General features: G+C 72.9%; 9 protein-coding genes. 6 read left to right on the top strand and 3 right to left on the bottom strand.

Annotation, left to right across the window (positions count from 1 at the left end; genetic code table 11):
• Nucleotides 1-107: 107 nt before the first annotated feature.
• Nucleotides 108-1,628 carry a catalase gene (locus tag HFV08_RS20885; protein WP_168541277.1) on the bottom strand — a complete coding sequence of 507 codons (1,521 nt, stop codon included), beginning with the start codon at nucleotides 1,626-1,628 and terminating at the stop codon, nucleotides 108-110.
• Between the two features lie 271 nt (nucleotides 1,629-1,899).
• Nucleotides 1,900-2,352 (bottom strand): SRPBCC family protein, encoded by a 453-nt coding sequence (locus HFV08_RS20880; RefSeq protein ID WP_168541276.1) that lies wholly within the window; start codon nucleotides 2,350-2,352, stop codon nucleotides 1,900-1,902.
• A 1,523-nt stretch (nucleotides 2,353-3,875) separates the two neighbouring features.
• On the opposite strand from HFV08_RS20880, the gene HFV08_RS20875 reads away from it, so the two are divergent.
• The 4 genes from HFV08_RS20875 (at nucleotide 3,876) to HFV08_RS20860 (ending at nucleotide 8,324) form a co-directional block, all read left to right on the top strand.
• On the top strand, nucleotides 3,876-5,132 hold the full coding sequence (locus HFV08_RS20875; protein WP_210430590.1) for an ABC transporter substrate-binding protein: 1,257 nt from the start codon (nucleotides 3,876-3,878) through the stop codon (nucleotides 5,130-5,132).
• Nucleotides 5,133-5,209: 77 nt separating this feature from the next.
• Nucleotides 5,210-6,112: a carbohydrate ABC transporter permease gene (locus HFV08_RS20870; RefSeq protein ID WP_210430602.1), complete on the top strand. Its 903-nt coding sequence runs from the start codon at nucleotides 5,210-5,212 to the stop codon at nucleotides 6,110-6,112.
• A gap of 1 nt (nucleotide 6,113) precedes the next feature.
• Nucleotides 6,114-6,950 (top strand): carbohydrate ABC transporter permease, encoded by an 837-nt coding sequence (locus HFV08_RS20865; RefSeq protein ID WP_040246078.1) that lies wholly within the window; start codon nucleotides 6,114-6,116, stop codon nucleotides 6,948-6,950.
• Nucleotides 6,951-7,052: 102 nt separating this feature from the next.
• The gene (locus tag HFV08_RS20860; RefSeq protein WP_168541275.1) at nucleotides 7,053-8,324 is read left to right on the top strand and encodes a pyroglutamyl-peptidase I; all 1,272 of its coding nucleotides are present in this window, start codon (nucleotides 7,053-7,055) and stop codon (nucleotides 8,322-8,324) included.
• Nucleotides 8,325-8,479: 155 nt separating this feature from the next.
• On the opposite strand, the gene HFV08_RS20855 is transcribed toward HFV08_RS20860, so the two are convergent.
• Nucleotides 8,480-10,534, bottom strand: coding sequence for a GTP-binding protein (locus HFV08_RS20855; RefSeq protein ID WP_168541274.1), 2,055 nt, complete (start codon nucleotides 10,532-10,534; stop codon nucleotides 8,480-8,482).
• Between the two features lie 401 nt (nucleotides 10,535-10,935).
• Between HFV08_RS20855 and HFV08_RS20850 the strand changes: the two genes are divergently transcribed.
• Both HFV08_RS20850 and HFV08_RS20845 read left to right on the top strand, forming a co-directional pair.
• Entirely contained in the window at nucleotides 10,936-12,984 is a 2,049-nt protein-coding gene (locus HFV08_RS20850) for a PIG-L family deacetylase (RefSeq protein WP_168541273.1), read from the top strand.
• A gap of 460 nt (nucleotides 12,985-13,444) precedes the next feature.
• The gene (locus tag HFV08_RS20845; RefSeq protein WP_168541272.1) at nucleotides 13,445-14,122 is read left to right on the top strand and encodes a pyridoxamine 5'-phosphate oxidase family protein; all 678 of its coding nucleotides are present in this window, start codon (nucleotides 13,445-13,447) and stop codon (nucleotides 14,120-14,122) included.
• Nucleotides 14,123-14,388: the final 266 nt, after the last annotated feature.

The following is a 14,388-nucleotide window of genomic DNA, read 5'->3' as shown; positions in this document are numbered from 1 at the left end:
CTCCTCCTGTCGAAGTCCGCCGACGGCCGCGCGGGGCCGCCGGCGGACGGTTGACGGCCGCGCCGGGCCGTCGGGCGGACAACTGCTGTCCGTTCGGGTGCGGGCTGTCAGGCCTTGCGCTGCATGCCGGAGCGGGCCGGGTTCGCCTGCTCGTCGGCCTTGGGGTCCTTCTCGTCGGCCTTGGCGCGCACCCCCTGCTCGATGCGCTCGCCCACGCCCTTGTCGATGTTCTTCCAGTAGGTGAAGGCCCGTCGCAGGACCGGCTCGCTCACCCCGTTCAGCAGATGGCCGACGACGTTGTCCACCAGCCGCTCGCGCTCCGCCTCGTCGAGGACCTCGCGCACCATCGTGCCCGCCTGGCCCCAGTCGTCGTCCTCGGGATGGTCGACGTACGCGGTCCGCGTGAGGTCGCCGTCCGCGTACCAGCTCGGCGGTGTGCCGTAGCGCTCGACATCCGCGGCCGGGCCGCCCTTGGAGTTCGGCGCGTACACCGGGTCGGTGGTCTTGCGGTAGGCCATCGCCCCGTCCTTGGAGTACGTGTGCAGGGGCGCGAGGGGAGCGTTGACCGGCAGCTGCTGGTAGTTGGCGCCGATCCGGTACCGGTGGGCGTCGGCGTACGAGAACAGGCGGCCGAGGAGCATCCGGTCGGGGCTGGGGCCGATGCCCGGGACCAGGTTGTTGGGCTGGAAGGCGGCCTGCTCGATCTCCGCGTGGTTGTCCGTGGGGTTGCGGTCCAGGGTCATCCTGCCGACCTCGACGAGCGGGTAGTCGGCGTGCGGCCACACCTTGGTCAGGTCGAACGGGTTGAAGCGGTAGCCCGCCGCGTCCTCGTACGGCATGACCTGCACGTACAGCGTCCAACTCGGAAACTCCCCATCCTGGATGTGCTCGAAGAGATCCCGGGTGTGGTAATCCGTGTCCGCCGCGCACATCTGGTCACCCTCGTCCTGGGTGAAGAACTCGATGCCCTGGTCGGTCTTGAAGTGGTACTTCACCCAGAAGCGCTCGCCCTGCGCGTTGATCCACAGGTACGTGTGGCTGCTGTAGCCGTTCATATGGCGCCAGGTCCGCGGGATGCCGCGGTCGCCCATCAGCCAGGTGACCTGGTGCGCGGACTCGGGGGAGAGGGTCCAGAAGTCCCACTGCATGTCGTGGTCGCGCAGATTGTTGTCGGCCCGGCGCTTCTGGGAGCGGATGAAGTGCTGGAACTTCATCGGGTCCTTGATGAAGAAGACCGGGGTGTTGTTGCCGACCAGGTCGTAGTTGCCCTCGCTGGTGTAGAACTTCACCGCGAAGCCGCGCGGGTCGCGCCAGGTGTCCGGGCTGCCGCGCTCACCGGCCACCGTCGAGAACCGGATCACCAACTCCGTCTCGGTTCCCGGCTGGAACAGCGCCGCCTTCGTGTACCGGCTGACGTCGTGCGTCACCTGGAAGCGGCCGAAGGCACCGCTGCCCTTGGCGTGCGGCTGCCGCTCGGGGATCCGCTCCCGGTTGAACTGCGCCATCTGCTCGATCAGGTACGAGTCCTGCAGCAGGATCGGCCCTCCGGCACCGACGGTCAGCGAATGCTCGTCGCTCTCGACCGGCGCTCCGGAGTCACTGGTGGTGGCGGGGGTGTTCTCTGTCATCGTCTTCCCTTTTCCTCGTCCGTCTTCCTCGTCCGTCCGCAGCTCGACGCCGCATCTACCCGCCGACAGATCGGAGCCGTGGTGGCTCCTCTCACCCGGCCCCTTCCTGGTTCCTTGCTTCCTTGCTCTCTTGCTCTCCTTGGTGGGAGCCGCGCCGCAGGCGAAGAAGGGGTGTGAGGTCCGGACAGCCGGATGTTCGCAGAGCCGAACGGGCGGTCTGCGCCGAGGAGTCCGCGACCTTCCGGGACTCTCCGGACCGGTGAGCCCGCTGTCAGACGGTGCCGCGCCAGGCTCCGGTCTCGGCGCCTCCGCGTGCCTCGATGAACTGCTTGAACCGCTTCAGATCGCCGACCGCCTGGCGCCTGACCAGACCGAGCTTGTCTCCGACGGTGTCGGCCAGACCCTCGGGGTCGTGGTCGAGCTGAAGCATGATCTTGGTGGTGGTGTCGTCGATACGGTGGAAGGTCACCACACCGGCCTGCCGGGCCTCGCCGCCGACGCTGGTCCACGCGACCCGCTCGTCGGGGATCTGCTCGGTGACCTCCGCGTCGAACTCCCGCTCGACACCGGCGATCCTGGTCTTCCAGTGGGTCAGGGTCGGCGTGCGCTGCTCGACCCGTTCGACGCCGTCCATGAACTTGGGAAAGTCCTCGAACTGGGTCCACTGGTTGTAGGCGGCACTGACCGGGACACCGACCTCGATGGACTCCTCGACCTGCGACACAGGGCTACCTCTCTTCCCGCTCGGCTCTCATTTCGGCTCTCATCCGGGTCCCACTCGGGGACGTCACCGACGAGTGCCCCGAGTCGGCTGGGGCATGCGGGAGCACCCGGCTCACAGGGCAAGTCCGCTGATCAACCACCCGAACGGGGCAATGGCGGGGGAGAGGGGCACACTTTTCCGTGGGTGGCCTCGTACGCCGTTCAGCGTCCGGCTCTTCCCGGCGGGCATGCCCTCGCCGAGCCTGAGGGGGTGGGGCTCACCTCCGCTCGCGCGGAGAAAAGGGGCTCGTCGTGCTCAACATCGGGCGATTCGGCGGCTCACCTCCGCTTGCGCGGAGAAACGACCGCGACACGCTCACCTCCCACGTGGTGCGCGGCCCACCTCCGCTCGCGCGGAGAAGACCCACCCGGGAATGCCCAGAGCAGCTCGCCCTCCGGCCCACCTCCGCTCGCGCGGAGAAGACGCCCACAGCTCGCGGTTGCGGGCGCCTGCGAGCGACCCACCTCCGCTCGCGCGGAGAAGACTTGGCGGCGGCCCGGTCCGCGTCCTGGCGCGCCGACCCACCTCCGCTCGCGCGGAGAAAACGGTGGTGAGGCTGCGCTTCACGGGGTGGCCTCCGACCCACCTCCGCTCGCGCGGAGAAAACGCGGTACGGGGTGGGCTGGGTCATCGGGGCTCCGACCCACCTCCGCTCGCGCGGAGAAGACGACGTCGGGTTCACCGACGGCTCGCTGGTGTCCGACCCACCTCCGCTCGCGCGGAGAAGACGGCGTAGCCGCCTGACCGGCAGTCGCCGAACCCGACCCACCTCCGCTCGCGCGGAGCAAACCGCATCGGCCATCGTCCGGTGGCCGATGATCGCGACCCACCTCCGCTCGCGCGGAGCAAACCAGCGCCGCCTGCCGGGCCTGGTCCTGCGCGCCGACCCACCTCCGCTCGCGCGGAGCAAACCTCGGTGATGTGAGAGGGGAAGGGTTCGGTGACGACCCACCTCCGCTCGCGCGGAGCAAACCAAGGCGCTGAACAAGTCGACGGCGCAGATCACGACCCACCTCCGCTCGCGCGGAGCAAACACCTAGGCCGGCCAGTACGTACGGCCCCAGGGACCCACCTCCGCTCGCGCGGAGAAAACACTTCCTGACCCGCAACGTCAGAGGGGCTTTGCCATTTCATTGCCAGGCGTGAGGCCAGGCAGCGGGTGACCAGTACGCACGGTCCGCACTGTAGGCGAGGCAGCCCTTCGGGGAGCGGGAATGATCCGATCGGCTTGCGTTGCCGGGGTGGGTCGGCAGGGGTGTGCAGTTGCTCGGTGGTTGTCGCGGCCTGTTCGCGTGGACGGTGGGCGGCAGGCTCGCGGTCGGGGGACAGGAACGGCAAAGCGGCGGCATCCCGGGCATCGCCCCGAGCCCGCTCCCCAGGCGGGGTGACATGCGGCCGCAATACCCCTGTCGTAATCCGCTTGCATGGTTGATCGTTGGGCCCGACACCGCAGCAATCGAAGATCAGCGCAGGGGGATCAGCTCATGACCATCAGCCGCAGAAGGATGCTCGCCACCGGTACCGCGCTCGGCCTGCTGACCGCCTGCGGCTCCAACACCGGCCGGGAGGACGGCGGTTCGGGCAAGGGGCCGAAGCTCTCGCACTGGTACCACCAGTACGGCGAGGCCGGTACCGAGGAGGCCGTGAAGCGGTACGCCGCCGACTACGAGAAGGCCGACGTACGCGTCCAGTGGCGGCCCGGCAACTACGACGAGCAGACCGCCGCCGCGCTGCTCACCACCTCGGGACCGGATGTCTTCGAGGCCAACGGCCCGACCCTGGACCAGATCCGCGGCGGCCAGGTGCTCGACCTCACCGAGCAACTCGGGGACGCCAAGGACGACTTCAACCCGGTGGTCCTCAAGCCGAAGACCTACGAGGGCCGGATCTGGGCGGTGCCGCAGGTCGTCGACATGCAGCTGCTCTACTACCGCAAGAGCCTGCTCTCCGAGGCGGGCGTGCGGCCGCCGCGTACCCTCGACGAACTGGTCGACGCGGCAAAGGAGTTGACCGGCAAGAAGACCAAGGGCCTGTTCCTCGGCAACGACGGGGGCGCCGGGGTCCTCGGCGGCACACCCCTGAACGCGGCGGGCCTGAGCCTGGTCACCGACGACGGCAAGGTGGGCTTCGACGATCCGGCCGCCGCCCGCGCCCTGAGCAAGCTGCGCGCCCTGTACGCGGCGAAGTCGCTGCTCCTCGGGGCCCCTTCGGACTGGTCGGACCCCTCGGCCTTCGTGCAGGGGCTGACCGCGATGCAGTGGTCCGGGCTGTGGGCGCTGCCCGCCGTGCAGAAGGCCCTCGGGGACGACTTCGGGGTGCTCCCCTTCCCGGCCGACGGACCCGGCGGGAAGGCCGCGGTGCCGGTCGGCGCCTACGGGGCGGCGGTCAGTGCCCGGGCCCGGGACAAGGCGGCGGCCAAGGCGTACGTGAAGTGGCTGTGGGTCGAAAGCACCGACCACCAGCGGGACTTCGCGCTCTCCTACGGTTTCCACATCCCGGCCCGGCTGTCCCTGGCGAAGAAGGCGGACACCCTCACCAAGGGCCCCGCGGCCGACGCGGTGCGCTACTCCACCGACCACGGCAACGCCGAGCCGCTGCTGTGGACGCCCGCGAGCCGGGTCGCCTACCAGGACGCGCTGAGCCGGATCATCAAGTCCGGCGCCGACCCGGAGCGCGAGCTCAAGAAGGTGGTGCGCAAGGTGTCGGCGGAGCTGGCCCGGACGCGGAAGAAGTCCGCGTGAGCGCAGTCGCCGAGCAGAAGACCGCCCCGCACCCGGAGACCGCGGCGGCACCGGCCGGGGCGGGGCGGTGGCGGCGCCTGGCCGGGCCGCAGAACCGCAATGTGTGGTTCTGGGTCTTCGTCGGCCCCTTCGCGCTCGGCCTGCTCGTCTTCACCTACGTCCCGCTGGGCTGGAGCGTCTACCTCAGCTTCTTCGACGCCCACAACACGGTCTCGCCCACCGAGTTCGTCGGCCTGGACAACTACACCGCGCTGCTGCGCGAAGAGGCCTTCACCGACAGCCTGTGGACCTTCGCGGTCTTCACCGCCTTCATCGTGCCGACCACCTTCGTGCTCTCGCTCTCCCTCGCGCTGATGGTCAACCGGCTGCGCCGCGCCCAGGCCTTCTTCCGTTCGGTGTTCTTCCTGCCCGCCGCCTGCAGCTATGTGGTCGCGGCCCTCATCTGGAAGATGTCCCTCTTCAACGGGGTGCGCTTCGGCCTCGCCAACACCGTGCTCGGCTGGTTCGGCGCCGAGCAGACGGCCTGGCTCTCCACCACCGACCCGCCCTGGTACTGGCTGGTCATCGTCACCGTACGGCTGTGGCTCCAGGCCGGTTTCTACATGATCCTCTTCCTGGCGGCGCTCCAGCGGATCTCCCCGGCGCTGTACGAGGCGGCGGCCGTGGACGGGGCCCGGCCCGGCTGGCAGGTGCTGCGCCACATCACCCTGCCCCAGCTGCGGGCCACCTCGGTGGCGGTGGTGCTGCTGCTCGTCATCAACGCCTTCCAGGCCTTCGACGAGTTCTACAACCTGCTCTCGGACGCCCGCGGCTACCCGCCCTACGCCCGGCCACCGCTGGTGTACCTGTACTACACGGCCCTCGGCCAGGGGCAGAACCTCGGCTACGGCAGCGCCGGCGCGGTCCTGCTCGCGCTGATCATCGCCGTGGTGACGGTCGGCCAGGCGCGCTGGTTCGGTCTCGGCCGGAAGGAGGACTGAGGTGTACGACGCGTGGATCCGGGTGGGCCGGGCGCTGCGGCTCTCCCTGCTGATCGCCCTGGCGCTGCTCTTCCTGGTGCCCTTCTATCTGCTCGTCCGCAACGGCCTCTCCGCCGAGGCGGACATCACCGCCCCCGACTGGACCTTCTTCCCCTCCACCCTGCACTGGTCGAACGTCACCGAGCTGTTCGAGGACTCCACCGTCCCGATGGCCCGCGCCCTGCTCAACTCGGCGCTCATCGCGGTCCTCACCACGCTCGGCACCCTCCTGCTCGCCTCCCTCGCGGGCTACGGCCTGGCCCGCATCCCCTACCGCTACGCCCAGCACGTCTTCTACGCGATCCTCGGCACCCTGATGATCCCGGCCGCGGTCACCTTCGTACCGACCTTCGTGCTCGTCTCCTCGCTGGGCTGGGTCTCGACGCTGCGCGGGCTGATCGTGCCGACCCTCTTCTCGGCCTTCGCCTGCTTCGTCTTCCGGCAGTACTTCCTCGGTTTCCCAAGGGAGTTGGAGGACGCGGCGCGGGTGGACGGGCTCGGCTACTGGCGGACCTACTGGCGGGTGGTGGTGCCCAACACACGGCCGGTGTTCGCCGCGGTGGGCACCATCGTCTTCATCGGCGCCTGGAACTCCTTCCTGTGGCCGCTGGTCATCGGCCAGGACCGGCAGGCGTGGACGGTCCAGGTCGCCCTCGCCTCCTTCACCACCTCCCAGGTGATCCGCCTGCACGAACTCTTCATCGCGGCGGCGGTGTCGATCCTGCCGCTCCTGGTGGTCTTCCTCTTCCTCCAGCGCTGGATCGTGGCGGGGGTGGAACGCTCCGGCATCGACGAGTGAGGACGGCGCCCTCGCGCGAACGCCGGCCCGCCCCCATGGCGCCGCCTCGGCCGGTCCCGCGATACTGCGGCCACCCCGTTCCCCCCCCCCGGAAGGACCCACGTGACGCACCAGCCCCCCATACCCACCCGGCTCGGCCTCGGCGCGGCGGCGCTCCTGCTCGCCCTGGCGGGACCGGCCCTGCCCACCGCCGCGGCCTCCCCGGCCGACACCGGGCGCGGCGCCGCGCAGCCCACCGCCGAGGAGCAGCGCCTCGACCGGGCCGCCCCGCAGGAGATCCTCCGGCGCAGCGGATTCGACGCCCTCGCCCCGCGCTTCGCCCGCGCCCTGGAGAAGGCCCGTACGTACGCGGAGGCCGAGCGGGCGGTCACCCGCCATGCCTCGGCGCTGTGGCAGCGGGCGGTGGACCGCGCCCAGGGCCGGGGGCCCGCCGGGGGCGACCTCAGCCGGGGCGACGACCGGCCGCTGTACTGGGCCCGGCTCGCCCTGAGCCGCGAACTGCGCGCGTGGACACCGGAGTTCACCCTGGACGACGGCCGGCGGGCCCTGCGCGCGGCCCTGGAGACCTCCTCGCGCGGCCAGGACGACATCCGCCACCCCGGCGGCCACCGGGTGAAGCGGGTCCTGGTCACCGGCTTCGACCCGTTCACGCTGGACCGGGACACCCGGATCGGCAACCCCTCGGGCGCCGGCGCGCTCGCCCTGGACGGCACCCTCGTACGGACCGCCGAGGGACCGGCCCGGATCGAGACCGCCGTCTTCCCGGTGCGCTGGACGGACTTCGCCGAGGGCACCGTCGAGCGGGTACTCGCCCGGCACCTGCCGCAGCTGGACCTGTTCACCACGGTCAGCCAGGGCCGGGCCGGACGCTTCGACGTGGAGCGCACCAACGGCGCCTGGCGCGGCGGCTTCCCGGACAACGAGAACCTCTCCCGCACCGAGACCGTCCCGGTCGCCGACCCCGCCTCGCAGCCGCAGTGGACCTCCACCACACTCCCGTACCGGCAGCTCACCGAGGCGGACACCGGCCGCTTCCCGGTGTACGACCACACCGAGGTCACCGAGATCCCGGCGGGCGGCACCGAGCCGGTGGTCAGGCCCGAGGGGCCCACTCCCGGTTCCACGGCGCGGGCCGGGGGCGGTGGCGACTACCTGTCCAACGAGATCGCCTACCGGGCCACGCTGCTCCGCGACCGCCTGGGCCTGCCGAAGCTGCCCGGCGGCCATCTGCACACCCCGGTCCTGGAGTTCGGCGCGGGCAACACCGACCCGGCGACCGGCGCCGTCACCGACCCGGGCTTCGAGAAGAACCGCTCGGACATCGTGGACCAGGTGCGGGCACTGGTGAAGACGGCGGTGGGCACGGCCCGTTGAGGACCGCGCCCCGGTGGCCGGCGGCGAACTGAGGCCGCCGGCCACCGGGGTTGGGGGCCACCGGGTGCGCGTGCCGGGTGTGTACCTCGGGTCCCGGCCCTCGCGGGTACGAGCCTGCGCCCGGCCACCAGGTGTACGTACCGCCGTGCGGGCGGTCAGGGACGTACCGGATGGTCCTGGTCCCGCGCCCCCGCGGTCCGGCGGACGGTCTCCAGGAGGTAGTCCTTGCGCCGGAGCGCGTCGGGCTCCGCGCGCGGGCGCGTGGGAACCGGGCCGCGCACCGGCGCGTAGTGGCCGAAGACCGCGGAGAGCACCCCCTCACCGCTGGTGAGCGAGGGCAGCCGCAGTTCGAGCGCGTGCACCGAGGCGGCCGGGACCTCGCCCTCCAGGACGAGGTCCTCGCCGCGCGCCTCCGAGGTGCGCGGCACCGCCCGCAGCCGGGTGAGTACCGGCAGTACGGAGCCGAGGGCGCCCGCCGGGATCTCCAGGGTGAAGCGGTGCAGGGGTTCGAGCACGGTGGTCCCGGCCTGCTCCAGGGCGCTCATCAGCACCAGCGGGGTGAGGTGGCGGAAGTCGCCCGCGGTGCTCGACATGCTCTTGTCGAAGACCGCGTGGGCGTGGCTCTGCCGGGGCGCGTAGCCGCAGTGCGTCAGGGTGATCGCGCAGTCGGTGACCCGCCAGCCGTGCAGTCCCTGCTCCAGGGCCGCGTGTACGGACTCCTCGACGGCCTTGAAGAAGGCCGCGGGCATCGAGCCGAGTTCGACCCCGAGCCGGAAGTCCACCCCGCTGCCGCTCGCCGCCGGTTCGAGGCGCAGGCCCACGGTGGCGAGGAAGGGGTTGCCCTCGGCGTGCAGGAACTCGGCCGTGGTGCCGGTGGCCCGGGGCCGTTCGATGTGCAGGGTGGTGCTCTCCCGGAACTCGGCCCCGACGCCGTACTCCTCCGCGAGGGTCGCCTGGAGGACCTCCTTCTGGACCTCGCCGTAGAGGGAGACCGCCAGTTCGCCCGAGAGCGCTTCGCGGCGCAGGCCGATCAGCGGGTCCTGCTCGGCGAGCCGCAGCAGCGCGGTGTGCAGCGCCCCGCGGTCGGCTCCCGCCACCGGGACGACCACCGTCTCCAGCGAGGGCGGGGCGAACTCCGGCGGGGGCAAGGCGAACTCGCGGTCCCCGGCGGTCCGTTCGCCCCGCTCGCCGACGCGGTCCCCGATCCGCACCGGACCGAGCCCGCGCAGGGTGCCGATCTGCCCGGCCCGCAGTGACCCGGAAGGGCGGCACTCGCCCTGCGCGAAGACGCCGATGCCGGTGACCTTGCCCTCCCGGTCCTCGCCGTAGCCGAGGCGCTGCCTGGTCCGCACGGTGCCGGAGAACATCCGTACCCAGGCGGTCCGGTCGCCCGCCGGGCCCTGCTCGATCTTGAAGACCGTACCGGCGGCAGGTCCACCGGACTCGCTCGCCGTCGTGGGCAGCAGGCCGGTGAGCCGGGAGACCAGGGCGGCCACCCCGGTACCGGTGGCGGCCGAGCCGAAGAGGACCGGGTGGACGAGGCCGCGCCGGGACCGCGCGGCCAGCTCGCGGAGCAGTCGCGGATACGGGAGTGCCGACTCGCCGGGCGGCAGTGCGAGCCAGTCGGCGAGCAGCGCCTCGTCCCGCTCGGCGAGCAGTTCCGTCAACCGCTCGGTGAAGGCGGTGTCTTCGGCGCCGAGGGGAACGCTGCGGGCCGCCGGGGTGCCGATGTCCTCGACAAAGTCCAGGGCGAGACAGGTGGGGGCCAGGCGTTCGGTGAGGGTGCGGAGCAGGGGCGCGTACCGGGCGCCGGCCCGGTCGACCTTGTTCACGAAGACCAGGGTGGGCACCCGCAGCCGCCGCAGGGTGCGCATCAGGATCCGGGTCTGCGCCTGGACGCCCTCCACGGCGGAGACCACCAGGACGGCGCCGTCCAGTACCCGCAGCGCGCGCTCCACCTCGGCGATGAAGTCCGGATGCCCGGGGGTGTCGATCAGGTTGACCGCGACGCCGTCCACCGTGAAGGAGGCGACGGCGGACTTGATGGTGATCCCGCGCCGCCGCTCCAGCGGCAGGGAGTCGGTGTGCGTGCTGCCCTCGTCGACGCGGCCGATCTCGTCGATGACTCCGGCGGTGTGCAGCAGCCGCTCGGTCAGGCTCGTCTTGCCGGCGTCAACATGCGCCAGGATGCCCAGGTTCAGGGTGTGCAAGGGGTGTCATGTCCTCGGTGTAGACAGTGGCTTCCGTCTGGATGGACACGGACAGTCCTCGCATGACCACGGCTCCTCGGGTCGGTGGCTGGACCCGTAGTGCAGCACCGGGCGCGGCGGCGGGGCAACGGGTTTTCCGCCACCGCCCAGGCGCCCGGCGGCCGTTGATCGTCTCGCCCGCGCATCCCCGGTGAGCTGCGCACTCGCCGACGGCGCACCCCGAAGTCGCCTTCCTCACATCAGGCAACCATCACGCCCCGTTCACGTTCTCTACCGGTGGACGTCACCCGTCACAGGAGTGCCGTCCTCGCACAGGAACCTCATGGCAGCGCACGTGTGTCCGCTGCGGGTAGCGGACGGAGAAGTGGCGCGTGCCCCTGGGAGCATTCCGGAACACCCCGGTGTCCGGATCATCGAACGACGCCGCGGCGCACCGGCCGGGGCGGGCCTCCACACCCCGGCGCAGGGCGCTGCTCGGCGCGGGTGTCCTCGCGGCGGCCACCCTCGGCTTCCCCGGCTCCGGGGTCAGCGACTCCCGGGCCCGCGCCACCCTGCCCGCCCCGGCCTCGGGCGCCCCCGCCGCCGAGTCCGCGCGCCCGCTGCTCCTCCAGGTCCTCGCCCACCCCGACGACGACCTGTACTTCATGAACCCGGACACCCAGCGCGCCCTGGCCGCGAAGGTGCCGGTGGTCTGCGTCTACGTCACCGCGGGCGAGGCGGACGGCGTCAACCGGATACCCGGGCAGCCGCGGCCCGCCGCCGACCACGAGGCCTACTCCGCCGCCCGCCACCAGGGCCTGCGCCAGGCCTACGCCGCCCTGCTCGGGCTGCCCGTCTTCGCCGCCTGGCGCACCCGGATCACCGAACTCCCCGGCGGGCGCAAGGCGGAGACAGCCACCCTGGAGCACCAGGGCCGCACCGTGGAACTCGTCTTCCTGAACCTGGCCATGCACACCCTCGGCGGCCACCAGGCCGTACCCGCGCTCTGGCGGGAGCGCGGCCTGCGGCTGCGCACCGCCCTGGCCGCGGGCTCCCCGCTCGACTCGGCGCAGAGCTACGACGCCGAGGGCCTGCTCAGCGTTCTCGTCGGGCTCTTCGCGCGGTACCGGCCGAGCCTGGTCCACACCCTCGACCCGGACCCCGACATCCAGCACAGCGACACCCGTACCCGGATCCGCGACAGCGAGCAGCCGGGCTACTCCGACCACGGGGACCACACCGCCGTCGCCCTGTTCACCTGGGCCGCGCTCGCCCGCTGGGCCGACAGCGCGGTCGGCGGGCCGCCCCCCTTCGCGGTGACCGCCTTCCGCGGCTACTACAACAACCACTGGCCGAAGAACCTCCCCGCGCCCGTCCTCGCCGAGAAGGCGGAGCGCCTGGTGCCCTACGGCGCCGCCCCCGACTGGGCCTGCGGCAACCCCGCCGGCTGCGGCGACTACAACGTGGGCGGCGACCGTCCGCTGCGCAACCGCAAGGGCTGGGTCCGCGCCACCCACCACCGGCATCCGGGCCCGCGCCTCGCGCTCGCCCCCGGCGGGAGACGGCTCACCGCCTACGGGGTGCTCGGGATGCGCGCGGTGCGCTGGCAGGAGGGCGCCGAGGGCGAGTTCGGCGCCGCCCAGGACCTCGGCGGCGGACCGCTCGCGCCCGCGGTCGGCTTCGCCGCGCTCGACGACGGGCGGCATCTGCTCTTCGCGCTGCGCTTCTCGGCCCTGGACCCCGGCGGCGGCAACCTCCGCGAGATCGTCCTGCTCGAACAGCGGCGCCCCGGCGGCCCGTTCGCGGCCTGGACCGGGCTCGGCAACCCCGAGTCCGACCCCGAGCGCACCCGCCGCGTCGGTGTCCCGGTGGCGGTCACCGCACCCGACGGGCACGTCCACCTCTTCGTCCGCGACGCCGACCAGGGCGTCAGCACCCGGGTCCGTACACCGGACGGCGAGTGGTCGCCCTGGCGCGGACTCGGCGGCGGCCCGGTGCAGGACGGACTGACCGCGACGCTCACCCCCGACGGCGCGATACGGGTCTACGGGGCGGGCCGCGCCGCGGTCCTGCAATGGTCGCCCGAGGGCTTCCTGCCGCCGCCGGCCGGACCGGTGCCCGCGGGCGCCATCGCCGCGGCGGACGGTCGGCTCCTCTACCGCGCGCCCGCCTCCGAGGAGCTCTTCGCCTCCCGCGGCGAGCGCCTCCACTTCCCCGGCTACGGACCGGTCGCCGCCGAGGGCCCGTACGTCCTCGGCCGCGACCTCGGCGGCGCGCTGCGGATGCTCCGCGACGGGCAGCCGGTGCCCGGCGGCCCCGGCACCGCGGCGCTCGACGGGGCGGCCCTGGTGGCGGACGGCAAGGGCGCCGCGGCGGCGGGCCTGGGCCCCGACGCGCGGCCCTGGCTGTGGCGCCCGGGCCGCGGCTGGGACTCCGCGGGGATCTCCGGAGCGGTGGGAACGGCGACCTGATCGGCGGCCACCGGTCGGCGGGACCCGCGGTCACCGCTCGGCGGAGACCCGCGGTCACCGACCGCCGGGCTGACCCCCGGGCGCGCGCCCTCGGGCTGACCCGCGGCCGCGGACCTCCGGTCCCCTCCGTGACCGGGGCCTCCTGCCTCCCCCCGCGACCGGGGCCTCCGATCTCACCCCTGACCGGGCCTTTCGCCTGACCCGCAACCACGCGACCGGTGAACTGACCCGCTGCGACCGCCCGGTGACCCTGCGAAGTAGTCGTCGTCGCCGGTTTGCGCGGCGGCGTGGCAGCGGGACCCTGGAGGGGTGACGGTGGCTGCCGTGACCGCGAGGAGGCGTGCGGCCGCCGTGCGGTGAAGCGGCCCGGCGGACGGGAGTCACCCGCCCGGTGACCGGGTCCACAGCTCGCCCGCGGACTCGCCGAGCGAGGCCCGCCCCGACGAGGGGACACGACCAGATGCCGACCTCACGCACCACCGCGGACCCCGGCGCCCCGGGACCCGCCCTCGGCCGGCGCGTGGCCCGGCGGCGCGCGGAACTCGGCCTGAGCACGGAAGAGGCGGCGGACCGCTGCTGCGCCGCCCCCGCCTTCCTCGCCTACGTGGAGGAGGGCCGGGCGGTACCGGGGCCGGGCCTGCTGCTCCGGCTCGCCGAGGCCCTGCGGACCACGGTGGCCGAGCTGTCCGAGGAGGGCGCCCCCGCTCTGGTGGACGGCCCGCAGCCGCCCCTGGTGGAGATGGACGAGTCCGAGTGCCGGGAGCTGCTTGCCGGGCACGGGCTCGGCCGGGTCGCCGTCTTCGGCTCCGAGGGCCCCGACATCGTCCCCGTCAACTACCTGCTCGCCGGGGGCGAAGTGGTCTTCCGTACCTCGGCGGGCTCGGTGCCCGCGGCGGCCGCCGGTGCGGATATCGCCCTGGAGGCCGACCACTTCGACGAGAACGGCAAGGGCTGGTGCGTCCTGGTGCAGGGTCCCGCGCGGGCGGTGGTCGGCTACGACGCGGTGCTGCGCTTCGAGGAACAGGCCGAGCACCTGCCCTGGTCGGGCGGCGCGAGCGGGCTGTGGATCGCGCTCTCCCCGGTCCGGATGACCGGTCGCAAGGCGGCCCCGGCCGCCGCGCCCCCGCCGCGCGCCTGAACACCGGAGCGTCCACCGGCGCGCGCCCCGGCGGGAGCGGACGAGGACGAGGGGAGTGGCGCGGCACGGCGTCCGCCCGCGCGCGCCCCGGCGGGGGAGCGGCGCGGAAGGGCGCGCGAGCGGCGCGAGAGGGCGCGGGGGTGGCGCCGTTCCCTCCTTCTGCAACGCGTTCTACGGTGGTGGCCGCGCTCCGGGACGCCGCCGTGCGGCGGCAGGACCCGGACCGCGAGGACACGCCGTACGCGGCGCCGAGCGGAAGAGGGGCC

The sequence above is a fragment of the Streptomyces physcomitrii genome, assembly GCF_012273655.1.
GTDB lineage: Bacteria > Actinomycetota > Actinomycetes > Streptomycetales > Streptomycetaceae > Streptomyces > Streptomyces physcomitrii.
This window is presented reverse-complemented; position numbering and strand designations above follow the sequence as displayed.

Bases quoted from the DNA above. Each gene is read 5' to 3' on its own strand.
- HFV08_RS20845 (WP_168541272.1), top strand. From the start codon at position 13,445: ATGCCGACCTCACGCACCACCGCGGACCCCGGCGCCCCGGGACCCGCC.
- HFV08_RS20885 (WP_168541277.1), bottom strand. From the start codon at position 1,628: ATGACAGAGAACACCCCCGCCACCACCAGTGACTCCGGAGCGCCGGTC.
- HFV08_RS20875 (WP_210430590.1), top strand. From the start codon at position 3,876: ATGACCATCAGCCGCAGAAGGATGCTCGCCACCGGTACCGCGCTCGGC.